This is a genomic window from Arcobacter arenosus (assembly GCF_005771535.1).
In the GTDB taxonomy this organism is placed as follows: Bacteria; Campylobacterota; Campylobacteria; order Campylobacterales; family Arcobacteraceae; genus Halarcobacter; species Halarcobacter arenosus.
Genome location: NZ_VANU01000003.1, coordinates 142,237 through 166,998 on the forward strand (window position 1 = coordinate 142,237; position 24,762 = coordinate 166,998).

A 24,762-nucleotide genomic window follows, 5' to 3' on the forward strand; every position below is an offset into this window, starting at 1 on the left:
TATTTCCTTTTAATAGTCCCTATTTATTCTTCAATAATTGGTATCAGCAATTGATTAAATTTTCTCATATCAAATGATATTAAATCTGGATTTGTATATAAAAATTTCCAAGAAAGTCTTTTGTTTAACATACCCTCTTTTAAAGGTAAGATTTGTAAGATATTTTCTTGTTTTTTTAATTCTCTAATTGGATTTTTATCATTTGAGATAATCTCAATTTTTTCATTAAATATTTTTGATAGATTTTCAAAATGATCAAGTAGGTGAGTTTTATCCTCATCTTCACCAACAGGGTCCATATCAAAAATCTTTGTTTTTGTTTTAAATTGACTTGCAACATCAAATACAACAGGAGATATTTGCTCATAAGAGTTTATATCATTTAGAATAATAACTGTTCTTTTAATAGAAGCATTTAAATTTTCCCCTAACTTAAAGATTGGTAGTTTTAAATCTAATAGGTGTTTAATTTTTGATTTATCTTTAAAGTTTTCATTTGCAAGAATTATCATCCCAATATCTAAAGTTTTTGTATCAGATTTTAATAGTTTTTCCATCCCAATATCATGGTAATCCATTTTTATCTCAACGGCATCATTTTTCCCAAATACATCTTTAATATATTCTAAAATACCTACATTTGTAGGTCTTGTAATTCTAATAAAAAGTTTACTATTTTTTAATCTTTTATTTAAATATTTAAGCTCTTCAACAATATCCAAAACTCTTTTTTTAGAAAGTATAAACATATCAAGATATAAATAGATATTGTGACCAAAAGGCATTGGAAATTGTCCTTGAGACTTTCCAATTGCATTATAAATTTGCATCAATACAGTTGGTTTCCCAATTACTAAAATAATATCATTTGGTTTTAAAATCAAAGAGGGCTTGATATTTACTAACTGGTCATTTCTATATAAACCAAAGATTTTCCAATCTCTTTGTTCAATTGAACCAATATATCTATAGGCATAAGAACTACCAAAAGGTATTTTAATTTCCATAATCTCACCTTGTTTTAGCCCAATATTTTGTGCCATAACAGGAATATTAGGAAGCCTCTCAACCATCCCATTTGCTAAAACTTCAATACCTTTATAAATATTTAAATAAGGGTCACTTAATTCAATCCCCCAATAATCTAAAATTGAAATTGGCAAATTACTTTTTCTACTTCTTATATTTTTAATTACATTTAACATCTCATCTTTTGAATTAAGTGCAACTAATACTTGACTGTGTATATCTTTATCTAAAACCATTGCGAGTTTAGACTCAGAAGTGGGGTCAAATTTATAAAAAGTAAAATTGGAAGCTTTGTTTTCAGGAACAATGGAATCATTCATATAAACTACATCATAATTGTTGTCTCTTGTATTAGTTTCAACAATTCTTTTCATAAGTTTTTTAGCAACAATACCATCTAAAATTACTAATATTTTTTTCATAGGGTATTATATCAAAAAGTACTAAATATAATATTGCTTATTTGATTAGTTTTTTCCTATAATTTTCAAATAATCTTTATAAAATTCATCAAGAGGCTTTAGCTCATGATCTGTTAAAACTTTTATACCATTTACATCAACATGTTTAAAACTTTCAAGTTGAATATTATTTTCATTTATATCTTTTTTTATATTATCATGTATATAAATATATTTTTCAGCAAAATCTTTTCTATCTAATCCCATAGATACTGGAAATATTTTATTAGACTCTTTTATAATCTCAACTTTTGTTTTTATTTGAGGATTTAATTTAACCATAGTATCATACAGTTCTTGCCTTACAACAGAAAATTCGTTCTTAAAAAAAACATTAAAAACCAATTTATTATCTTTTTCAATTTTTTTAAAATCTATATTTTTTATATTATTTTTTAAAGTATAATACTCAACCCAATTTTTAGCCATCTCTTCTTTATATAAAATTGTTAAATTTTTTACATTTTTTATATCATCTTTGAAATTTTTGTTTTTTATTAAATAAAATTTTGAAAAAGTGTTTTCACCTCTAATAAAACCCCATTTTAAATAAGTGATTTTGTCAAGTTTTTCTTTATTTGAATAATATTTTCCTGGAGTTATAATTATTGAATATAACTTTTTATTATCATATAGATTTATCATTTCATCAAAGTCATCATAGATTTTAAGAATCACTTCATTTTTGTATCTATTATCATTATTGACTTTTGTATTCCAAATTTTAGCAGCAACCATTGCTTGTTTTTTAGAAATAAAAATACCTTCAGGATAAATACCCATATTAATAACATCATCTTTGGCATTTAAAAAAGAAAAAGATATGATTAATCCAATTAAAATTAGTATTTTCATTTTAAAACCTCACCATAATTTTTATATAAAACCCCTAACTCTTCTAACTCATTATTCTCTATTAAAAAAACATTTTGAATTTGTACATAAGATAAGACACTTAAATCCACTCTATTATTGTTGATTTTATCATTTATATCTTTATATATTTTGTCCAAAGTTTCTCCTACTCCATCTCTTGTAAAACCTATAGCCCTAAAAAATATTTTAGGGGATTTTGCAACAATTTCTGTTTTATTTTTAAATTGTGAGTTATACTGCAACATAAGTTCATATATCTCTTTTGGTATTACTACTACTTTATCTTTATGAAAAAATGCATCTAAAGCTACAATCTTTTCTGTTTCCTTTTGTATATAATTAATTTTACTTTTTTTATTTTCTATTTCTTTTCTTAATACACTATGTGCCCAAACTTTTTCTAAATCGTTTTTATAGGAAACCTTTATATTTTTAAAACCTTTAATATCAAAATCTGACTCTTTATTTTTAATCATATAATACTCTATAAATTTAAGTTTATCCCTACTTAATACCCATTTGTATTTAGAGTATTTTTCAAGAAACTCTTTATTTTTAAAAAAGAAGGTCCCCGTTGTAATAATATTAGTAATTTTTTTGTCTTTATAATCTTTTAATACATCCTCTTTATTTTCATAAAAAAATACCTCTAATTCCACACCAAGATTTAGTTTTTCAATATTTTTAAGCCAAAGTTTTGCACCTAGTTTTACTTCTTTTTCTGAGAAATGTATATCTCCATACAATAAACCAAGAGCTATTTTATCTTTAGCATTTAAGTAAAAAGATAAAAGTAATAAACTTAAAAATATTTTTTTAAACATATTTTATACCATTGGTATTTTTATAGTAAAGATAACGCCATCATTAATATTTTTAGCCGTTAATTTCCCTTGCATATTCTGTTCAACAATTACTTTTGACATATAAAGACCAATTCCTGTCCCTTGGGATTGGTGTTTTGTAGTATAGTATGGTTCAAATATTTTTGGTAAAACCTCAGTATCGATTCCTCCACCATTATCCTCTATTTCTAAAACTCCACAGTTGTCTTCCTCATAAATTCTAATAGTAACAAGTGGATTATCTATTTTTCTTTCAACTAAAATATCTTTTGCATTGGTTAAAATATTCATAACAGCTTGTGAAAATTCATTTGGTAGACCATAAACTTTACCACATTTTTCAAACTCTTTTTTTACTTCAATATAGTTAAATTTTAAACTTGCCCCAACTAAAGTTAAAGCCCTATCAAGTTCAATTTCAATATCAAATTCTTGTTTTGTTTTATTTGGTCTAAAGAAATTACTAAAATCATCTATTGTTTTAGATAAATAATTAGAAGTTTTTACAATAGTATCAAGTTTGTCTAATTCCCTTTCATCATCAGACATTCCAAACTCTTTTTCTAATCTAATTCCTGAAGCTGATGTTGTAATTGCAGATAATGGTTGTCTCCATTGATGTGAAATATTTGCAATCATCTCACCCATTGCAGCTAGTCTTGATTGCTGTATCATTAGCTCTTCTTGTTTCTCTCTTTTTTTAAGTTCCTCTTTTATCCTAGAATCAAGACTTCTATTTAATTCCTCTAAAGCTTTAGTTTTATCTTCAAGTTCTTTATTTGTTTCATACAACTCTAAAGTTCTATCTTTTACCTTAATTTCTAAATCTTCCCTAGATTTATGTAAAGCTTTTTGCGATCTTTCAATTGTTGCAATCATCTCATTAAAACTTGTAGAGAGTTCACCTAATTCATCATTTGATTTATAATCACTTCTAAGTTCTAAATTCCCTTTTTTAATCTTTTTTGCAACCTTATTTAATTTTATAACTGGCATTGAAAGTTTTTTTGCAATAAGATATGAAACAATAATAATTGTTAAAACACTAAAGATAAAAAAAGCAATAAACTCAAGGTACATATTCTTTAAATTTGAATTGTACTCCGCTAAAGAGAGGCTCATATGTAATTCACCCCATTTTGTATTTGATAAAAAAATAGGATAGTTATATAAAAAAACATCTTTTTTTAAATTTTCGGAATAAACGATTTTATAGGAACTTTCATTAGAATTCTTATTATCATAAATCTCATGAAGTTTTTCTTCATAGCTCCAGTTATTGTCTCTAACAACATATGAATCCCCAGTGCTTCTAGAAAAAATCAGCTCTTCAACCATTGAGTTTTGATTTAGAAACTTATCAAAAACTTCAACAATAATAGAACCATCATTTAAAATAATTGCATCAGAAGAGATATAAATAAGCATTTTTGACATATTTGATGCTTGAGTATCTAAAGCTTTAAGAATTTGTGATTTTTGCTTTGATAGGGTATATATAGAATATATAGTAGTAAAGAACATTATAGAAATAAACATTGTTACAAATATTTTAATAAATATTTTATTACTTCTAATTAACATTATACCTCTTTTTCAAATACTCATATTCTTCAAAAAAGTTTACCATATCTTTCATTTCTTCTTTAGTAATTCTTTCTAAAGAAGATTGATCTAACAACCTATAAATGTACTCCAACTTCTTCATAATTTTAAGATTTTCAGTATATTTAAAAAATTTTTCTGTGACTTCATTAGGTGTATCTTTATGAAAAGCTCCAACCCCATATAAAAATATTTTTTTTGATTCATCAATTATATTTAATCTTTTTTTCAAAGCAGGATTCAGCTTAACCATATTATCAAAAACATTTTTTTTCACTACCGTAAAATCTGCTTTATTAAAATATAAATTCAAAATTGCTCTACTTGCCTTTTTTACATTAACTTGTTCTTTAACTAAAGATTTATATGGTTTTTTAAATTTTTCTAAACTTTTATAATCTAACCATGTATGAAGATTATCATCACCTAAAAAATTTACATAGACTTTATTTTTGATATCTTTTATAGATTTAATTTTTGATTCATTATTAGCTAAAAGTACATAACTATGAAATTTATCTTTAGAAGAAAATGCAAAATATTCTTTAGTATACTTATCTATTATTTTTCTATTTTTTAGATAATAGTTAAGATAGAAAACTGCATTATTAAATCTCTTGTATTCTATATAAGATTTAAGCATTTCATCTTCACTATCAAAAAATTCTATATTTACTTCAAGCTCATTTCTTAAAACTTCAGCTAATAAAGTTTCAACCTTATAAACTGAACTTTTTATTTTATTTTGCTGAACTTTATCAAAGCTATGTATTGTACAAGCTAGACTATAATTTTTATCTATAAATTCATCTGCATTTAAAAACAATGCCAGAAACAATAGAAAAAATAGTCTAAAAGTTTTCATCTACCTTGCTTCCAACAAGTTTATCAATAGTAGCTAAAGAAAGCATATAATCATGAACACTTTTTAAATATGCAGATTTAACATACACTTCCATTAATTGAGATTTAACTAAATCTTCAGCTTCAACCATTTCATATTGGTATCCTTTAAAGTTCATATCACTACTTTCAATTGCAGTATTTACTGCATCCTTTAAAGTTTGAACTTGTTCATATCCAATTGAGCTTTTCAAAAACTCATTTTTAAGTTGTAAGGCGATTCCTTCTTCTAAAAGAAGTTTTTGTTCATTCATAACTTTTTTATCTAGTTTTTTCTCCATTACTTCATTTGTAGTTTTAAAACCATTAAATAAAGACATTTTAACAGCAAGTCCTAAACTCCATCTATTTTCATCATCTTCATTTAGATACCCATATTCATATGAGTTATATGTATGACTTACATTTCCAAAAAGATTAACCATTGGGTAATAATCAGATTTTGATTCTTTTATTTGTTCATCTTTTATTTTTAAAGCAATATTTATAGTATTAATCTCTGGGTTTAATGAAGAAGCTTTTTTTACTAAGTCCTGAAGTTGTCTATTGCTTTTTAAAATTTCTTGTTGGTTGTATTCAATTTTTAAAACATCATCATGTTTTAACCCCATAGTATTTGCTAAAGCTGATCTTAACATCTCTTTATTTAATTCAATAGTTGACAAAGCTGATTTAATCATTGATGTTAAAAGTTTAATATTTAAATAATCACTTCTATTAATTTTTAGTTCTGTACCATTTTCTAAAAACTCTTTAGTTATATCTCTACTAAACTCCATATTTTTGTAAATACTTTCTATTAAAGTATATAACTCATTTGTAAGAATATATCCATAAAAATACTTTTTAATATCATAAACAACATTTGCTTTTTCCCTTACTATTGCTTGTTTTTTAACCTCTTTATTTAATCTAGCTTGTTCAATAATAGCTGAGATTTTGCCACCTGTAAAAATAGGATAATTAACTTCAACTTGACCTCTAATGGTATCTCTACCTTTTGCAATAGTATCAATATCAGCATTAATAGTAGTAGAGCTTAAGCCAAATGGAGTTAATAAAGCAACCATGTCAGCAGGAAGATTAAATTCCCCTCTTTGCTGATAAATAGTATCTTTACTATCTCTATTCACGTATAAAATGGCATCTATACTTGGATAGTTTGCACTTAAGGCTTGCTCATATTGAGCTTTTGCAATATCTAAATTTAATTTTGAAATTCTATTTAATGCATTATTTTTTAATGCAGTTTCAATCGCTTTATCAAGATTTACGCTCACCTCGTTTGCACATAAACTTCCCACTAGCAAACTTACTAGAACTAGATTTTTAAACATTCTAATTAATCCTTCTTATTGAAACTAGATAAAACTACTTGATTTCTTCCATTTTCTTTTGCTTCATATAAAGCTTTATCGGCTAATCTATACATATCTTTTGAATCTAATAACTTTTCAGAATTTACAATAATTAAACCTGCTGAAATAGTTACATATTCACTGCATAAACTATTTTCATGGGCAATTTTTAAAGACTCTATCTCTTCTATAATAGATTCTAAAAACTGAAAAGACTCTTCAACACTGTTACTAGTAAATATAAGTCCAAACTCTTCTCCCCCAAGTCTAAAGGCATAATCACTAGCCCTAGAAGATTTAAGTTTTAAAACATTTGCAATTGCAACTAAAGCTTCATCACCCTTTGGATGTCCATAGGTATCATTATAGCTTTTGAAATAATCCACATCAATAATCGCTAAAGAAAGAGTTGTTTTTTCCCTTGTTAATCTTCTATTTTCTTTTTCAATAATTGTATTAAAATATCGTCTATTATAAATATCTGTTGTTTCATCTTTAATAGCTAATTGTTCTAGTTTTTTCTTATTTGTAATATCTTCTCTAATAGCTAAAAAGTTTTCTATTTCACCCTCTTGATTTAAAACAGGTGTGATTGTTAAATTTGACCAAAACTCTTCTTGGTTTTTCTTTCTGTTTTTAATTTCAGATTTAAATATCTTCCCTTTTTTTATCTCTTCCCACATTTCTTTATAAAATTCATCTGGGGTATCTTCATGTCTAAGTATACTATGAGTATTGCCAATTAGTTCCTCTTTTGTGTAACCAATTAATTCACAATAAATACTACTTGCATCAATTATGTTACCATCTTTATCTGTAACTGACATCAATACGTTTTCATCTAAAATTTTAAGTACATTCTCTTTTTCAAATAATCTATCTTGTAATCTTTTACTTACAACTGATTCTTGAATATTTGTAAGTAACTCTTTTAAATCAACTGGTTTTATTATAAATTTATTAACTTTTAGTTCTATTGCATATAAAAAATATTCTATATCAGAAAAAGCAGTGGTAATAATAACGGGTGTTGTAGTTTTAAGTTCCCTTAACATATCAATACCATTCATTTTAGGCATTTGTATATCTGTAACTATTACATCAGGGTTAATCTTTTTATAAACCTCTATACCCTCAAGACCATTTGAAGCAACATGAAAATTTGGAATAAATCTTTTACAGAAAAAAGAGACCTCTTCTTTTATCATCTCTTCATCTTCAACATAGAGTACAGTTAGAGATTCTAGTAAATCTTTATTTAACTTTTTCATAAAATTTATCCTAAATTTTTATCTTGTATTTTCAAAATTGAAACTACTGATTATCATAAGTTTATTATTTTTTTAATTTATTTTATATTAAATAATTTTATAATAGATGTTTACAATATTACATTCATGTTATTTTTATAAAGCACAAATTTTATTTATTTTTTCTAAACCATTTATATAATCTTTTTTTTCTAAATTTTTATTCAATATCTGATTTGTAATATTTTCAATTTTTTTTAATTTCTGTTCTTGGGTATCTATAAAAATAAGAACACTTTTATTTGTACTTTTAAAATACTTATGGGTAACAAAAAATTCACTTTTTAGATTATGTCCAGTTTTTTTTACTGATATTAAATGACTTTTATCGCTATTTTTAACAATATAATCAATCCAGTTTTCATCTTCTTCTAAATTTTCAAGGGTAAAAATATCTTTACATAACTTACTTGCTTCTTTTAATGAATTTATATTCTCATGACCTAATTGCTTTAAAAAATTTTTGTTTGCATATTCAATCTCTTCCCCATGAAGAATAAACATAAAAGATGGATTACTATCAAGTAAAAACTGCACATAATCATCAAAGTCATCACATAGCTTATTTTGCTTGCCTAGGTTTAATGATTTTTGAATTACAGCTAACATTTCAATCATATTAATTGGTTTTAAAAGGTATTTTTCAATTCCAAGTTCAATTGCCTTTATTAAATAATCACCATCACTATATGCACTTGTTAAAACTATAGGGAAATCTTCTTCAATTTTTAAAATCTCTTCACACATATCTAAACCATTTTTAATAGGCATTTGTATATCAGAAATCACAATATTAGGCTTGTGAGCTTTAAATAAATCAATTCCCTCTTGGCCATTTTTAGCAATAAGAAGTTTTTTTACATATTTTTTAAGAAAAAAACTAATCTCCTCAACTGTCATATCATCATCTTCTACATAAAGAACTGTTAAATTTTCAAATAGACTTTTATCAACTTTTTTCAATTTTAAATTCCTTATATAGTGGTATTTTAACGATAAACTGCGCCCCATTTTCAATATTTCTTACGCTTAATTTACCCTCCATATTTTGTTCAACTATAATTTTTGACATATATAATCCAATACCAGTTCCTTTACCCTCTTCTTTTGTAGTAAAATATGGTTCAAAAACTTTATTTATGATATCTTGTGGAATTCCTCCTGCATTATCTTCAATAGAAACGATTCCATAATCTTTATCATTTTTTACTGTAATAGTGACTTTTGCATTAGGTATTGAGTTTTCACTAAAAGCATCTTTTGAATTATTCATAATATTTAAAATAGTTTGAGAAAACTCATTTGAAAAACCAAATACTTTAATTTTACTCTCAAATTTTTGTATTATCTTAATATTATGATGTTCAAAGGTTGAATCAACAATATCTAAGGTTTTTTTAACAATATCATTTAAAACAAAAACCTCTTTTTCTTTATTAGGTTTAAAAAAGTTTCTAAAATCATCAATTGTTTTTGACATATTATTAGCCAGAAGATTTACTTTTTTTACTGATTTTTCCATAAACTCATCATCTAACTCATTTAATTCATATGCAAGCTGAACATTTTGCATCACTAAACTTAATGCATTTAAAGGTTGTCTCCATTGATGTGCGATATTTCCAATCATCTCACCCATAGAAGCAAGTTTTGATTGTTGTATCAACAACTGCTCTTGTTCTTGTCTTTTTCTAATCTCAGAATCAACCCTTTTTTCTAGATTTTCATTTAAATCATTAAGCTCTTTTGTTCTTTGTTCAACCCTCTCTTCTAATTTTGAATGGGACTCCCTTAATCTTTTTTGAGTCTCATTTAATGCAGTAACCATTTTATTAAAATTTTGGGCTAATTTTCCTATCTCATCATTAGTTTTAATATCAAGTTTCATAGATAAATTACCCTTTGATATCTCTTCCGTAATAGAGTTAAACTGGATGATAGGTGCTGTAATCATTTTTGCTAAAGTATATGAAATAAGCAAAGAGGTGAAAAGTAAAATTACACCTAAAGTTATAGCATTATTATCAATATTCTCAACTTGTTTTTGGTATTCCACTAAATCTAATTCTAAAATCAAATCCCCCCAAATAATATCATTAAAATATACTGGAAAAATATATTTAAAAATCTTTTTATTATATTCGTCTGAATCAAAAATTGAATATGAAAAATCCCTCGCAATATTTACATTGCCTAACTGCTCTCTTTCTACTAAACTCCAATTGTCTTTTTTTACAATTATTCTACTTCCCTTTTCCCTTGTAATTGTAATAGATTCTAAATCCTCATTTAATGAAACAAAGTCTTGTACTGATTCCAAAAGGGTAATCTCATCCTCAACTACCATAGCATCACTATTTGAGATATAAATATTTTGTGCAATACTTTTTGCTTTTATTTGTTGAGCACCTAAAATAGATTCTTTTTGGGTAAAAATAAATTGATAAGTAAAAAATACAAAAATTATAGTCATTGTAAAAAATATTAGTACAAAGATTTTAAGAAATAAAGTTGATCTCATCAGTTATATCTCTTTTCTAATTCAAAATACTCTTTGAAAAATTTATTTAAATCTTTCAAACTCTCATCTTCAATTATAAAAATCGAATCGATTTTTAAAAGATTAATTAATCTTAATGCTTTTTTTGATTTTAATTCTTGAGGATTAGCACCTTTTGTTAAGAAAAATTCCCTTGATGTAGCATCAGAAGTTTTTGAATACATAGCTAAATTATCAAAAAAAATCTCATCTGACATATCGATTATTTTTACTTTTTTCTTAATTGCAGGATTAAAACTAACTATAACATCCCAAGCTCTTTTTGTAATAATTCCATAATCTGATTTTCCAAAAAACACACTAAAAACAACTCTTCTATCATTTTTCTCTTTCTTTAATTCTTCTAAAAGTTTTTTTGATGATTTTTTATTTATAGTTAAAGAGTTTTTTTCAAGCCAAACATTTGCATTTTTATCTTCACTTTTTAAAACTAGTTTTTTATTTTTTAAGTCTTTAAAACCTTTTAGTTTTTTTTCACCATCTGCTATAAGATAATATCTTGACCTTTTCTTTTTACTTAAAGAAACTCCCCATTTTTTGTATGTTAAAGGATCTAATAAATCTTTATTTCTATAATAAGTAAGGGCATCTAAAATAATTGTGTCCAGTTTTTTATTTTTATAATCTTTTAGAATTTTTTCTTTTTCATAATAAATATTAATATTTATTTTCATTTTTTCGAATTCTGCAAGTTCTGTTACCCACGAGTTTAATGCAACATTTCTATCTTTAAATTTTGATAAAATCCCTGCTTCATTTGAGATGCCAATATTAGCATAATATAAGTAATCGATTTTTTCAGAGGCAGACAAAAATATATTTAAAAAAATTATTATTAAAAAAACTCTAATTATTTTCATCTCTTCTCTTTATTCATTTTAGAAAAAATTATAACATTTTTGAGATTATAAATATTCATTCATATATTATTTATGTAGTGAAATAATTTTTAAATTGAAGATTCGATATAATATTTTTTTATAATAAGGGATAAAATTAATGCAATTTAATATTGATGCAACTTCAAATAAAGCAAGAGCTTGTACAATAAAAACAGCTCATAGTACAATAGAAACGCCAGTTTTCATGCCAGTAGGAACACAAGCAACAGTAAAAGCTCTTGATGCCAATGATATGTTGAGCTTAGGAGCAAAAATTATACTTGGAAATACTTATCATCTTTATCTAAGACCAGGAAGTAAACTAATAAAAAAATTTGGGGGACTTCATGGATTTTCGAAATTTCCTAACTCATTTTTAACAGATAGTGGTGGATTTCAAGCATTTTCTCTAAGTGATAATAGTAAGCCCGATGAAAATGGAATCATGTTTAAATCACATATTGATGGAAGTAAACACTATTTCACTCCTCAAAGTGTACTTGATACACAGTATGATTTAGGAAGTGATATTATGATGATTTTAGATGATTTAGTTGCCCTTCCAAACACAAAAGAAAGAATTCAAAAATCTATTGAAAGAACAACAAAATGGGCGAAAGAAGCAATTGAATACCATAAAAGTCAACAAGAAAAAGGTATTGGGGTAAATCAAAATATTTTTGCAATAATCCAAGGTGGTACAGATAAAGAGTTTAGAAAAATGAGTGCCGAACAACTTTGTGCTTTAGAGGATTTCGATGGTTTTGCAATTGGTGGACTAAGTGTTGGTGAACCAAACCAAGATATGTATGATACAGTTGAATGGACAACGCAATTTATGCCAGAAAATAAGCCAAGATATCTTATGGGAGTTGGAACACCTGAAGATTTAATAGAAAATATTGAGCGTGGTGTTGATATGTTTGACTGTGTAATGCCTACAAGAAATGCAAGAAATGGAACACTATTTACTAGTTTTGGAAGGGTAAATATCAAAAAAGCAAGCTTTAAAGAGGATGAAAAGCCAATTGATGAAGAGTGTAGTTGCTATACTTGTCAAAACTTTACAAGAGCATATATGAACCATTTATTTAGAGCAGGAGAGATTACATATTTTAGACTTGCATCATTACACAATATCCATTACTATTTAAACTTAATGAAACAAGCAAGAGCTGCAATTTTAGCAAATAAGTGGGATGAATTTAAAAAAGAATTTTATTTAAAAAGAGGCGTAAATTAAAGCTTTAATCTCTTTTTCGATAAAATATTAGCCATTTTAATACTTAAGAAGTATAAAGGAACATAATGACAGTTGATGATAAGTTAATTGATAAATTAGCAAAACTTTCAAGTTTGGAGATTGATGATTCTAAAAAAGAGGGTTTAAAATCAGAACTTGCTGATATTATTAATTTTGTTGAAAACTTAAACGAGATTGATGTATCAGATATTGAAGCTACATTTAGTACGATTGAGGGTGGTACCCCATTAAGGGAAGATGAATCTAAACAAGATTTAGAGATGTCTGAGCATATTTTAAAACATGCCCCAAAAAGTGAAGAAGGGTATTTTATAGTACCTAAAATTATAGAATAGGCCTAAAAATGAATATTACTGTTTATGGAATTAAAACATGTGGTAGTGTTAGAAATGCACTAAAGTTTTTTAAAGACAATAATATAGAAGTAGATTTTTTTGATTTTAAAAAAGAAACACCAAGTGAAGAAAAAGTAAAAACTTGGACACAAAAAGCAGATATAAATATTCTATTTAATTCAAAAGGTACAAAATATAAAAACCTAGGATTAAAAGAACTTAATCTTGATGAAAATGGTAAATTTGAATGGTTGGTAAAAGAACCTATGCTATTTAAAAGACCAGTAATTGAATATGATGATAAGGTTTTAGTTGCTTGGAATGAAGAACTTTATAAAGAGACTTTTTTATAGTCTCTTTATATGTTTTATTTTCTAGCTTCTTTTAAAGTCTCTGCTATCATAAATGCTAACTCTAATGATTGATCTGCATTTAACCTTGGATCACATTGGGTATGGTATCTACTAGGAAGCCCATCTGCTGTAATCGCTGAACTTTTACTTCCAGTACACTCTGTTACATTTTGCCCAGTCATTTCAAGGTGAATACCACCCGCAACTGTACCTTCTGCTTTATGAATTTGGAAAAACTGCTTTACTTCACTTAAAATATTATCAAAATCTCTTGTTTTATATCCATTTGGAGCTTTTTCAACATTTCCATGCATAGGGTCTGATGACCAAACTACATTTTTACCCTCTTCTTTTACTCTTTTTAAAAGATTTGGAAATTTATCAGCAATTTTATCATGTCCCATTCTAACAATAAGATTTAATCTTCCTGCTTCATTTTCTGGATTTAATGCATCAATTAATTCAATTAATTCATCCTCTTGCATAGATGGTCCAACTTTACAACCAATTGGATTATTTATACCTCTAAAATATTCTAAATGTGCACCATCTAATTGTCTTGTTCTATCTCCAATCCATAACATGTGAGCAGAACAATCATACCATTTACCACTTAATGAATCTTTTCTTGTAAGAGCTTCTTCATAATTTAATAATAAAGCCTCATGAGAAGTATAAAGCACTGTTTCTCTTAATTGAGCTGTATTTTCACTAGTGATTCCACACGATTCCATAAATTTTAAAGTTTCAGAGATTTTAGCTGCTAATTGGTCATATTTTTCACCAAGGGCATTATCTTTTACAAAATCTAAATTCCATGCATGAACTTTATGTAAATCAGCCATTCCACCTCTTGCAAAGGCTCTAAGTAAGTTTAATGTTGCAGCACTTTGATTGTAAGCTTTTAAAAGCCTTTTTGCTTTTGGTGTTCTATCTTTTTGAGTAAAATCTACATTATTGATAATATCACCTCTATATGAAGGTAAGGCAATACCATTTATCTCTTCAAAATCTGCAGATCTTGGTTTTGCAAATTGTCCTGCAATTCTTCCCACTTTTACAACTGGTTTTCCACCAGAAAAAGTTAAAACAACTGCCATTTGCATCATTACTTTAAATAAATCTTTTATATTATTTGCATCAAAAGCATTAAAAGATTCAGCACAATCTCCACCTTGAAGTAAAAAAGCATCACCTCTAACTACATCTGCAAGTTTTGATTTTAAAGTTTCAGCCTCTCCAGCAAAAATAAGTGGAGGATATGTTGCTAGTTCTTTTTCAACTTTAGCAAGTTTCTCTAAATCTGTATATGTTGGTTGTTGTTTAATTGGAAAATCTCTCCAAGAGCTAGGATTCCAAGTATTCATAGCTTATCCTTATTTTTAAATAGGGATGATTTTATCTAAAATATTCTTAAGCTAAATAGTACTAAACCCAAAGCTTGGCCTTGGGTTTTATTAATTAATTTTTTTGAAGTTTTTGTAATAGGTCTTTAAAAGAATCTTTAAATGACTCAAGCCCATCATTTAATAGTTGCTCGTAAACAGCTTCGATATCAATTTTACTTGATTTTATTGTTTTAAAAAACTCATCACATTCACTTTCTGTAATGATTTCACTAGGCTCTTTTGAACCATTTTCAATCCACTCATCAATTGTCGCTAAAGGAGCAGTATTAACAGAATTTGGATAGATTAAACTATCTACATAATAACTTCCTGGTAAGTCATCACCTTTTACACCTGTACTTGCAAATAAAGTTCTAATATTTTCATTAGCAAATCTTTCAACTTCATGATAACATTTAGCTGCATTTACAATTCCAAGTTTTCCTGTTTTTAGACCCTTTGCCCTAAATTCAGAATCACACATTCTATCAAATCTAGAAACAAATACAGAGATAACTGCTTTAATATCTTTATTTGATGCTTTTATCCCTTCGTTTAAAGCTTTTGCACACTCTCTTGCTTGTTCTGGTGAGAATATCAAAGTAGCATTCACATGAATTCCTGCACTTGTTAATTCTCTCATAGCTTCATACCCAGCTTTAGTTGCTGGAACTTTAATCATCACATTTTCAGCACCAATTTGAGAATTTAATCTCATACCCTCTTCAATAGTTGCCTTTGCGTCATCACATAAAGCAGGATCCACTTCAATTGAGATAAATCCATCATTAGTATTATCTAAATAAAGGTCATTTAATAGTTCTGCCGCTCTTTTAATATCTGTTATTGCAAGCTCTTCATAAATAACTTTTGGCTCATTAGCCTTTAACATTTCAAACTGTTGTCCATAAGCAACAGAGTTTGTAATTGAAGATTCAAATATTGCAGGATTTGATGTTGCACCATGAATAACTTCATCTTTAATAAGAGCCTGAAATCTATTTTCTAAGAAATCTCTTTCTATAAAATCACACCATAATGAAAAATTTATATCCTCTTTTAAACTCATATTTTATCTCCTATATATAGTCTAATATTTTTGTTAAATCTTTTTCATCAACAATTATATTAGCCTCTTTTTTTAAAATATCTTTTGCACAAAATGCAACTCTTTTTGATGCATATGGGAACATCGAAACATCATTTGCCCCATCCCCAGCAACTAGCGTATTCTCTTTTGATACACCAAGCATTGATTGAACCCTTTGAATCATATCACCCTTAGAAAAACCAAACATCATATCTCCACCAACAAGACCAGTTAAAATCCCATCTTTTTCGTGTAAAATATTTGAAAAATCTGCATCTAAACCTAATTTTTCTTTAGCTGGTGAGGTTCCAATTCTAAAACCACCTGAAAAACAAACTACTTTATAATCTTGTTTTTTAAGTTCACTAATTAATTCATAAGCACCTGGCATTAAAGGTAAATCTTTACAAATCTCTACAGCTTTAGAATACTCTAAACCTTTTAATAAAGATACCCTTTCAACTAAAGACTCAAAAAAATCAAGTTCTCCAGCCATTGCTTTTTCAGTAATACTCGCAACTTTTTCTTCAAGACCTAAAGGCTTTGCTAAAAAATCGATAGTTTCACCATCCATAAGTGTTGAATCAAAATCAAAAACAGCTAATTTCATACTAAGTTTTCCTAGATTTATTTTTTTAAAGGTATAATAGTATCTAAATTTATCTAAAGGATCCTATTTGAAGCTAGCTTCCATTGATATTGGACTTAAAAGAATAGGTGTTGCCATATCTCTTACAGGTACAATTGTTACACCCCAAAATGCCATTTTAAGAAAAAATAGAAACCAAGCAGCCAATGATGTAAATAGTTTTTTAAAAGAGTGGGAAATAGAAAAACTTATTGTTGGATTTCCTAGTGCAAGTCCTGATATGCAAAAAAGAGTTGCTCACTTTGTAAAACTGCTTGAACTTGAAATTCCCTATGAGTTTCAAGAAGAAAATATGAGTTCTATTGAAGCAGAAGAGATGATGAAAGGTGAGATAAAATACAAAAGAGATGGAAGAGTAGACTCCCTAGCTGCAAAAATAATACTTGAAAGGTTTTTATCTAAAAAAAGTTAACTTTTTTTACTCTTTTTTTCTATATTAACTACAGCTATTGCAAAATCTGAATCATGACTTATTGATAGGTATGATTTTTTTATATTAAATTTTTTTCGAATCTCTTTTTTATATTTGATTTTAGGAGCACCATTTTTATCTTTTTTTATTTTTATATCATGAAAAGAGCATTCTTTCCCAATCCCTGTACCAATAGCTTTACTTGCTGCTTCCTTTGCAGCCCAAAAACCTGCAGCAGTCTCAGGTCGTTTGATTAATTGTATCTCATCCTCATCTAAAAACCGTTGATAAGCTTTTAAACCAAACTTTTCATACATATTTTTTATTCTATTTATTGAAGTTACATCTATTCCAATCATTATTAACCTGTCTTTTTGTATAATCTGCTTTATGAATTTATTTATTAGAAAAGTATTATACCTTATCATCATGTTATTTATTATTAGCCTTATTTCTTTTTTGGCTATTCATCTTGCACCTAATTCGTTTTTTGCAAGTGGGGAATTAAATCCTAATATTACAGAAGAATCAATTGAGCAATTAAAAGCTATTTATGGTCTAGATAAACCTTTATATATTCAGTTTTTCTCTTGGATAGCAGCTATAATTCAACTTGATTTTGGTATCTCCTTTGCAAGTGGAGAGATGGTTAAAAATGAGATTCTTGATAGAATTCCAATTACTTTAACTATAAATATAATTTCAATGTTTTTAATATTTATCATCTCTTTATATCTTGGAATAAAAGCAGCACTTAATAAAGATAGTAAATTAGATAGAGGAATTGGACAATTATCACTTTTAAGTTTTTCGATGCCATCATTTTATCTAGCACTACTTTTGGTTTTAGTCTTTGCCATAAACTTTGAAGTTTTGCCAATTGCAGGACTTCATTCAGTACCAAATGATGGAAGCTTGACTTATTATTTGGATTTTGCATGGCATTTGATTTTACCAATTTTTATAATAGTATTTGGTGGCATTGGAAGTTTAGTTTTATATATTAGGTCACTTACTATCGAAATATTAAAATCAGATTATATATTTTTTGCAAAGTCTAGGGGATTAAATAATAAAAAAATTTTAAGATATTATATTTTACCAAATTTATACCCTCCTGTTATAACCCTACTTGGACTTTCACTTCCAGGAATTATTGGTGGATCAGTAATTTTGGAATCAATTTTTTCAATTGATGGGATGGGATTATTATTTTATCAAAGTGCCTTAAGTCATGATTATCCAGTTATTATGGGGATTTTGATAATTGGTGCATTTTTAACACTGCTAGGAAATATGCTAGCAGATTTAGTTTTATTAAAATTAAACCCAAATTATGATGGGAAATAAATTTATTTTGAGGAAAATAGTTGATTATAATTAAGACAGTTGAGCAACTGCAAGAGATTAGAAAAAATATAAATGGTACTGTTGGTTTTGTACCAACAATGGGTGCATTGCATAATGGCCATATCTCTTTAATAAAAAAAGCAAGAGAAGAAAATGAGATTGTAGTAGTTTCAATTTTTGTAAACCCTACACAGTTTTTACCAGGGGAGGATTTAGATGCCTATCCTAGACGCACTGAGGCGGATAAAAAAATTTGTGAAATGTGCAAAGTAGATTATCTTTTTATGCCTGAAATCTCTACTATGTATAGAGAAGAAGAGGTTTTAATTAAAGCACCAAATAAAAGCTTTATATTAGAGGGTAAAAGTAGACCGGGGCACTTTGATGGTGTTTTACAAGTGGTTTTAAAACTATTTGGAATAGTACAACCAACAAATGCATACTTTGGGAAAAAAGATGCGCAACAATTAAGTTTAATACAACAAATGGTAAAAAATCTATTTTTGCCAATTAATATAATTGCATGTGATATTGTTAGAGAATCTGATGGCTTAGCACTTAGCTCTAGAAATGTTTATTTGGATGAAACCCAAAGAAAAGATGCCCTTTTAATTTCAAAATCACTTTATAGTGCCGCTTCATTAATTGCAAAAAATGTCTTTGATGTAAATGTTATCAAAGATAGAATCTATGAAGTTATGGAAAAACTTGATGTTGAGTATGTGGCAATAGTAGATAGAGAATTTAATGAGATAAAAACTATTCAAAGGGGAAATAGTATAATTTTAGTTGTTGCAAGATTTGGCAATACTAGATTATTAGATAATATCTGGCTTTAAAGAAAACTCCTTAAGAGTTTTCTTTAATAGTTAATTTTTTAGCCATTTAATAGCTTCATCTTCATTTTCAAAAAACTTCACTTCTCCACTTATAAACCAAGAAGCAATTTTTGAAATATACTCTTGCCACTTTTCGTTTCCATAAATTGCAATTTTTTCAAACTCACTACCATGTTTTAATCCAAGTTTAAAATCATCCCAAGCAGCTCTTAATTCCCAACCTTCTAACTGTGTTGCATCAATTAAAGCTTTTATCTTTGCTTCCTTTATCCCAAGCAATGCATTATCAATCATTGGATTAATTTTTTCATAATCCTCGTGACTTAATTTGCCAATAGCTTTTAAAAATAAAAAAAACTCATTATCAACTCTATTTATACCAATACTAAGGCCATGTTTATATGATTTCATAACGTCCTCCCTATTAGTTTTTTCTTTATCTAATTATATCTAAAGTAGTAAATTTTTTATATAAACTTATACATTAAAAAAATATGATAAAATTGCGAAAAAATTAAGGCAATATTTTATTTATGAAATTTACAACAGATAAACCAACTAAATCTTTACACCTTGTAAGTCTAGGTTGTACAAAAAACCTAGTAGACTCAGAGATTATGTTAGGTAAATTAAAAGAATATGAAATTACAAATGATGCTTCAAACGCTGATGTTATTATTGTAAATACATGTGGATTTATTGATAGTGCAAAAGAGGAAAGTATCAATACAATTTTAAATCTCCATGATGAAAGAAAAGAGGAATCAGTTTTAGTAATGGCTGGTTGTTTAAGTGAAAGATATAAAGAGGAGCTTCAAAAGGAGTTACCTGAAATTGATATTTTCACTGGTGTTGGGGATTATGACAAAATTGATACCCTAGTTAATGAAAAAAGAAGTGCCTTTACAGATGAAGTATTTTTATTAAATGAAGAGAATGATAGAGTTATTACTGGTTCTTCTTACCATGCATATGTAAAACTAAGTGAGGGGTGTAATCAAAGTTGTTCATTTTGTGCAATTCCATCATTTAAAGGGAAATTACACTCAAGAACTTTAGAATCTTTAGTAAAAGAGGTTAAAAACCTTGTATCAAATGGATATAGTGATTTCTCTTTTGTTTCACAAGACTCTTCATCATTTTTAAGAGATTTGGGGATTAAAGATGGTTTAGAGCAACTAATTGAAGAGGTTGAAAAAATTGATGGTGTTAAAACTGCAAGAATTTTATACCTTTATCCTTCAACTACAACATTATCATTAATTGATAAAATTGCAGATTCTAAAAAGTTTGTAAACTATTTTGATATGCCATTACAACACATTACACCCTCAATGCTTAAAATTATGAAAAGAGGAAAAGGTGTTGAACAATTAAATGAACTAATGAATCATATGAAATCAAAGCCAAACTCTTTTGTTAGAACAACTTTTATTGCAGGTCATCCAGGTGAAACACAAGAAGATTTTGAAATCTTATGTAAATATTTAGAAGAGTTCAAATTTGACAGAGCAAATGTGTTTTCATATTCTGATGAAGAGGGAACAAGTGCAGCTAGCCTTGAAGAAAAAATTCCACAAGAACTAATTGATAGTAGAGCTGAAGCCTTAGGTGAAATTATTTCTAAAACTACTCAAGAATCTTTAGAAAAGGATGTAGGAAAAGAGTTTGAAGTTTATATTGATGGAGAAAGCCAAGAGCATGAGTACTTATTAAGTGCAAGAAAAACACTTTGGGCACCTGACATTGATGGAGAGATTTATATCAATGATAATGAACTTTTTGAAGAAAATGGTGAACAACAACAGTTAAAATTTGGACACAAATATACTGTAAAAGTTACTGAACTTGTTGGAGATAAATTACTAGCAACTGTAATTGCATAAGATGAATCTTCAAATTTCAAAAATCAACACTGAAAAAAACCTACTAGCCTTTAGTGGAGGTGTTGATTCCTCAGCTTTATTTTTTCTACTTCTAAAAAACAATATCCCCTTTGATATTGCAATTGTTAATTATAATATTAGAGAACAATCTAAGAAAGAAATTTTATATGCAAAACAACTTGGAGAAAAATACAAAAAAGAAGTTTTTATAAAAGATATCACAGAGGAAATATCATCTAATTTTGAAAAAAAAGCTAGAGATTTAAGATATGCTTTTTTTGATGAAATTATTGAACAAAACTCTTATGAGAGTTTAATTACCGCCCACCAATTAAATGATAAATTAGAATGGTTTTTAATGCAATTTTCTAAAGGTGCTGGATTGGTAGAACTTTTATCATTTGAAGAGTTTAGTATACGAAAGAGCTATCAAATAATAAAGCCTATGCTGAATATATCAAGGGATGAAATTTTAAACTTTTTAGAAGAAAATAAAATAAAATATTTCATTGATGAAAGTAATATAGATACTAAATATAAAAGAAACTATTTTAGAAAAAACTATTCAAATAAGTTCTTAGATGAGTATAAAGATGGTGTAAAAAAGAGTTTTGAATATCTTAAAAAAGATAAAGACTCATTATATAAAGAAGAATTAGTTTTTCAAAAAAAAGAGCTTGAAATATTTAAATCTTCAAAGGATTTTAATATAGATATTAGAACCATTGATAAAAGTTTAAAAAGAAGAGGAATATTACTTTCTAAAGCATCAAAAGATGAAATTTTAAAACAAAAAGAGTGTGTTATTTCCCATGAAATTTCTATTGCAATAAATGAAGATTTTATTTATATTTGTCCATATATCAAAGAAATAATGCCAAAAAAATTTAAAGAAAAATGTAGAATCAAACATATTCCAAAGAACACAAGAGCTTATATTTTTAAAGAAAATTTGCTTGAAGATTTAGTTATTTAAAAACCTTTTCATTTTTCTATTTTCAACCATTGTTTGTCTAACATTTTCTTTGTGTTTTTTTAAGAAGTCTATATTTTTATAAAAAAGTTCTGATAATCTAAGTAAATCATCATGTTCTAAGTCAAAGTCAGTTATTTTTGTTTCAGTTAGATATTTGTTATACCATCTAACTAGGGCTTGAGCCCTTTCTTCGTTATCTAGAGAATCAAGATAAATTAATTCTTCTAGAGCTTTTAAAGACCAGTCTCTTCTTTCCATGCGTCAATCAAACCTTGAACAACTTTCATAACTTGATTGATAGAATTAACGTTATCATCAATACCTGCACTAAATAGAGTTTCAATTTGATAAAGATATAAACCATCAAGATAATATGCTACATCTCCACCATCAAAATCTAAAACATTTCTAAGCTCATCAAAAATTGCAACAGATTTATTTATATATGTAAATTTAGACTCAATATCTCCACTTTCCATAGATGCTTTAACAAATGAAAGATACTTTAATAAACCTTCATAAAGTTTAAGTACCAATACATAAGGGTCATCAGATACTGCATTATGTTGTTGATAGGCTTCAATTCCCATATATTAACTCCAATTAATTCATTTGAGGAAAAGTATATTATATCTTTACTTAAAGAAAGTTATGAAAGAAAAGCCAATACTACGAATGAGTATTGACTTTATAATTTTTAGTTACTTGCTACTGATTGTTCTATCATTAGACTTAAACCTGAGAATGAAGATTCCATTTGTGTTATTATGGTTGCATAAGAAGCAAACTGTTGTGCTAATAAAGAATATTTACTCTCTAAAGCTTTTTCAGCTTTTTCTTTTTCCTCTTCTAAGGTTTCTTGTCTTTCAGTAAGACGCTCTTCATAAGTATAAAGTATACCCTCAAATCCATCTAAAGCATCAATATACTCTTTAAGTTCAGATCCTAAACCCATTATAGTCTGAGATTCACCATTTGCATCTTTTCCATAAGAATCAAAAAATAAACTTTTCAAACTTTCATAATCATCTGCAATAACTTCATTTAATCTTTCAGTATCAACTGATAAAGTACCTGATTTATCAAGATCTAATCCTAGATTAAAAATATTAAATTCACCATTTTCACCATAATTTTTGAAAATTTTATCTTTAATACTTTCCATCATAGTTCTTAATGAATCAGTGTCTCTCATAGGTGAATCAGCACTATAAAGTTCTGTATTTACTAACTCAACTAATTCATTATATTTATTCACGAAGTTTTGTAGGTAAGTCTCTACATATGTTGAATCTTCTTCAATAGAAATAGTTGAATAATCGTTTGGGTCATTTGGGTCATTTGCTTCAACAGCAGTTATTTTTAATCCCCCATCAACTGTAATTACATTTGAAGAAATATCATATTCAACTCCATTTACAGTTGCATTTAGATTTTGAGCTTGGATAGTTTGCCCATTTTTACTTGAGGCAAGACCAAAATTAAAATCATCTTGTGTAACTGAAACTTCAGCGCCATCAACTCTACTAATAATAAGTTTATCATTTTCATAAGATGCATTAAATGTAGCACTAGCGTCAATTTTAGTAGCTAAATCTTGATAACTTTCAGTAGTTCCATCTAATGTAAAAGTTTCACCATCTATAACTATTGAACCAGTACTTGGGATATCTGTTGATGTATAACTATTTGCAGCTGTACTTGTAGTTCCAAATCCTAAACTTTGTGAAGTACTTTGAGAAATTTTTAAAGCATTTGCTTCACCTGAATTTGCACTTTTTATAACAATTCTATATGAATCATCACTAACTTTTTCTAATGATGCAGTAATATTTGCATTATAATTAATCTCTGTAACTAACTCTTCATAATTTTTGTTAGCTGTATTAAAAGTATAATTTTCAGAAAATAATCCATCATCACCTGCAATTGCAATAGTTAATTCACCATCATTTATATCATTTTCAAGATTTGCACTATTAATTAATACAGATTGATAAACATCTCTTGTTGCTAATTGATCAACTTTTACAATTGTTGAACCTGTATTAAGTGAACTTTCACTTGCTGCATCAAAAACTACAGATGTTCCTGTTGTATTAGCCGATTTTAAATCAAAAACTGTAGTTCCTGAACTTGTAAATTGGTAAAAAGGCTCAACTGCCTCTAAAAGTTCATTTGCCTTAGCAGTAATAGCAGCTAATTTAAGTTTTTCACCGTCACTAGTTTCACCATCTTCACTTGCAACCCTTGTAATAGCATCAAGTCTATTTTCAATAGGTTCAACTGTTGATTTTCTTTCTGCATCTTTTAATTTATCAATTAACTCTTGGTTTAGTGTTGAGGCTTGTCCACTTCCAAGTCCTAAAATACCATCAGCCATAATAAACCC

General features: G+C 27.2%; 26 protein-coding genes. 8 read left to right on the forward strand and 18 right to left on the reverse strand.

The annotated features are described in order from the left end of the window. Positions 1-23 precede the first annotated feature (23 nt). The 10 genes from FDK22_RS07905 to FDK22_RS07950 all read right to left on the reverse strand — a co-directional run bounded on the left by FDK22_RS07905 (position 24) and on the right by FDK22_RS07950 (position 11,807). Positions 24-1,451, reverse strand: a complete 1,428-nt coding sequence (locus FDK22_RS07905) for a COG3400 family protein (RefSeq protein ID WP_138152381.1) — start codon at positions 1,449-1,451, stop codon at positions 24-26. Between the two features lie 45 nt (positions 1,452-1,496). Then, positions 1,497-2,345 (reverse strand): hypothetical protein, encoded by an 849-nt coding sequence (locus FDK22_RS07910; RefSeq protein ID WP_138152382.1) that lies wholly within the window; start codon positions 2,343-2,345, stop codon positions 1,497-1,499. Further along, positions 2,342-3,190 carry a hypothetical protein gene (locus FDK22_RS07915; RefSeq protein ID WP_138152383.1) on the reverse strand — a complete coding sequence of 283 codons (849 nt, stop codon included), beginning with the start codon at positions 3,188-3,190 and terminating at the stop codon, positions 2,342-2,344. The genes FDK22_RS07910 and FDK22_RS07915 overlap by 4 nt, the downstream gene beginning before the upstream one ends. A 3-nt stretch (positions 3,191-3,193) precedes the next feature. After that, the gene (locus FDK22_RS07920) at positions 3,194-4,795 is read right to left on the reverse strand and encodes a HAMP domain-containing sensor histidine kinase (RefSeq protein WP_138152384.1); all 1,602 of its coding nucleotides are present in this window, start codon (positions 4,793-4,795) and stop codon (positions 3,194-3,196) included. Then, positions 4,785-5,681, reverse strand: coding sequence for a PhnD/SsuA/transferrin family substrate-binding protein (locus FDK22_RS07925; protein WP_138152385.1), 897 nt, complete (start codon positions 5,679-5,681; stop codon positions 4,785-4,787). Before FDK22_RS07925 ends, FDK22_RS07920 begins: the two co-directional genes overlap by 11 nt. Continuing rightward, entirely contained in the window at positions 5,668-7,056 is a 1,389-nt protein-coding gene (locus FDK22_RS07930; RefSeq protein ID WP_138152386.1) for a TolC family protein, read from the reverse strand. The genes FDK22_RS07925 and FDK22_RS07930 overlap by 14 nt, the downstream gene beginning before the upstream one ends. A gap of 5 nt (positions 7,057-7,061) precedes the next feature. Continuing rightward, on the reverse strand, positions 7,062-8,348 hold the full coding sequence (locus FDK22_RS07935) for a diguanylate cyclase (protein ID WP_138152387.1): 1,287 nt from the start codon (positions 8,346-8,348) through the stop codon (positions 7,062-7,064). A gap of 135 nt (positions 8,349-8,483) precedes the next feature. Further along, on the reverse strand, positions 8,484-9,350 hold the full coding sequence (locus FDK22_RS07940; RefSeq protein WP_138152388.1) for a response regulator transcription factor: 867 nt from the start codon (positions 9,348-9,350) through the stop codon (positions 8,484-8,486). Then, the gene (locus tag FDK22_RS15835; RefSeq protein ID WP_228711665.1) at positions 9,337-10,908 is read right to left on the reverse strand and encodes a HAMP domain-containing sensor histidine kinase; all 1,572 of its coding nucleotides are present in this window, start codon (positions 10,906-10,908) and stop codon (positions 9,337-9,339) included. The genes FDK22_RS07940 and FDK22_RS15835 overlap by 14 nt, the downstream gene beginning before the upstream one ends. After that, positions 10,908-11,807: a PhnD/SsuA/transferrin family substrate-binding protein gene (locus FDK22_RS07950; RefSeq protein ID WP_138152389.1), complete on the reverse strand. Its 900-nt coding sequence runs from the start codon at positions 11,805-11,807 to the stop codon at positions 10,908-10,910. The genes FDK22_RS15835 and FDK22_RS07950 overlap by 1 nt, the downstream gene beginning before the upstream one ends. A gap of 139 nt (positions 11,808-11,946) precedes the next feature. On the opposite strand from FDK22_RS07950, the gene tgt reads away from it, so the two are divergent. The 3 genes from tgt (at position 11,947) to FDK22_RS07965 (ending at position 13,780) form a co-directional block, all read left to right on the forward strand. After that, entirely contained in the window at positions 11,947-13,071 is a 1,125-nt protein-coding gene (gene tgt / locus FDK22_RS07955) for a tRNA guanosine(34) transglycosylase Tgt (RefSeq protein WP_138152390.1), read from the forward strand. A gap of 65 nt (positions 13,072-13,136) precedes the next feature. Beyond that, positions 13,137-13,427, forward strand: a complete 291-nt coding sequence (gene gatC, locus FDK22_RS07960) for an Asp-tRNA(Asn)/Glu-tRNA(Gln) amidotransferase subunit GatC (protein ID WP_138152391.1) — start codon at positions 13,137-13,139, stop codon at positions 13,425-13,427. Positions 13,428-13,435: 8 nt separating this feature from the next. Next, complete coding sequence (locus FDK22_RS07965) at positions 13,436-13,780, forward strand: arsenate reductase family protein (protein WP_138152392.1); 345 nt, start codon at positions 13,436-13,438, stop codon at positions 13,778-13,780. A gap of 14 nt (positions 13,781-13,794) precedes the next feature. Here FDK22_RS07965 and FDK22_RS07970 read toward each other — a convergent pair whose 3' ends face one another. From FDK22_RS07970 to serB, 3 genes are all read right to left on the reverse strand, one after another. Then, positions 13,795-15,147, reverse strand: a complete 1,353-nt coding sequence (locus FDK22_RS07970; RefSeq protein ID WP_138152393.1) for a class II 3-deoxy-7-phosphoheptulonate synthase — start codon at positions 15,145-15,147, stop codon at positions 13,795-13,797. Positions 15,148-15,241: 94 nt separating this feature from the next. Continuing rightward, positions 15,242-16,237 carry a transaldolase gene (locus FDK22_RS07975; protein WP_138152394.1) on the reverse strand — a complete coding sequence of 332 codons (996 nt, stop codon included), beginning with the start codon at positions 16,235-16,237 and terminating at the stop codon, positions 15,242-15,244. A gap of 10 nt (positions 16,238-16,247) precedes the next feature. Further along, complete coding sequence (gene serB, locus FDK22_RS07980) at positions 16,248-16,868, reverse strand: phosphoserine phosphatase SerB (RefSeq protein ID WP_138152395.1); 621 nt, start codon at positions 16,866-16,868, stop codon at positions 16,248-16,250. A 67-nt stretch (positions 16,869-16,935) separates the two neighbouring features. Here serB and ruvX point away from each other — a divergent pair, with 67 nt between their 5' ends. After that, positions 16,936-17,319: a Holliday junction resolvase RuvX gene (gene ruvX, locus FDK22_RS07985; protein WP_138152396.1), complete on the forward strand. Its 384-nt coding sequence runs from the start codon at positions 16,936-16,938 to the stop codon at positions 17,317-17,319. On the opposite strand, the gene acpS is transcribed toward ruvX, so the two are convergent. Continuing rightward, complete coding sequence (gene acpS, locus FDK22_RS07990) at positions 17,316-17,678, reverse strand: holo-ACP synthase (RefSeq protein ID WP_138152397.1); 363 nt, start codon at positions 17,676-17,678, stop codon at positions 17,316-17,318. The two genes, ruvX and acpS, sit on opposite strands and share 4 nt — an antisense overlap. A gap of 31 nt (positions 17,679-17,709) precedes the next feature. On the opposite strand from acpS, the gene FDK22_RS07995 reads away from it, so the two are divergent. Together FDK22_RS07995 and panC are read left to right on the forward strand one after the other, a co-directional pair. After that, complete coding sequence (locus tag FDK22_RS07995; protein ID WP_138152398.1) at positions 17,710-18,669, forward strand: ABC transporter permease; 960 nt, start codon at positions 17,710-17,712, stop codon at positions 18,667-18,669. Positions 18,670-18,689: 20 nt separating this feature from the next. Continuing rightward, complete coding sequence (panC, locus tag FDK22_RS08000; protein WP_138152399.1) at positions 18,690-19,508, forward strand: pantoate--beta-alanine ligase; 819 nt, start codon at positions 18,690-18,692, stop codon at positions 19,506-19,508. Between the two features lie 30 nt (positions 19,509-19,538). Here panC and FDK22_RS08005 read toward each other — a convergent pair whose 3' ends face one another. Continuing rightward, complete coding sequence (locus tag FDK22_RS08005) at positions 19,539-19,919, reverse strand: SpoIIAA family protein (RefSeq protein WP_138152400.1); 381 nt, start codon at positions 19,917-19,919, stop codon at positions 19,539-19,541. 122 nt (positions 19,920-20,041) lie between these two features. Between FDK22_RS08005 and rimO the strand changes: the two genes are divergently transcribed. Continuing rightward, positions 20,042-21,394 (forward strand): 30S ribosomal protein S12 methylthiotransferase RimO, encoded by a 1,353-nt coding sequence (rimO, locus tag FDK22_RS08010; RefSeq protein WP_138152401.1) that lies wholly within the window; start codon positions 20,042-20,044, stop codon positions 21,392-21,394. A 1-nt stretch (position 21,395) separates the two neighbouring features. After that, entirely contained in the window at positions 21,396-22,370 is a 975-nt protein-coding gene (tilS, locus tag FDK22_RS08015; protein WP_138152402.1) for a tRNA lysidine(34) synthetase TilS, read from the forward strand. Here the strand turns inward: tilS and FDK22_RS08020 are convergent. The 3 genes from FDK22_RS08020 to fliD form a co-directional block, all read right to left on the reverse strand. Further along, positions 22,359-22,628: a hypothetical protein gene (locus tag FDK22_RS08020; RefSeq protein WP_138152403.1), complete on the reverse strand. Its 270-nt coding sequence runs from the start codon at positions 22,626-22,628 to the stop codon at positions 22,359-22,361. The genes tilS and FDK22_RS08020 overlap by 12 nt on opposite strands. Beyond that, positions 22,604-22,960, reverse strand: a complete 357-nt coding sequence (fliS, locus tag FDK22_RS08025; protein ID WP_138152404.1) for a flagellar export chaperone FliS — start codon at positions 22,958-22,960, stop codon at positions 22,604-22,606. The genes FDK22_RS08020 and fliS overlap by 25 nt, the downstream gene beginning before the upstream one ends. 107 nt (positions 22,961-23,067) lie before the next feature. Continuing rightward, positions 23,068-24,753 carry a flagellar filament capping protein FliD gene (fliD, locus tag FDK22_RS08030; RefSeq protein ID WP_138152405.1) on the reverse strand — a complete coding sequence of 562 codons (1,686 nt, stop codon included), beginning with the start codon at positions 24,751-24,753 and terminating at the stop codon, positions 23,068-23,070. Positions 24,754-24,762 lie beyond the last annotated feature (9 nt).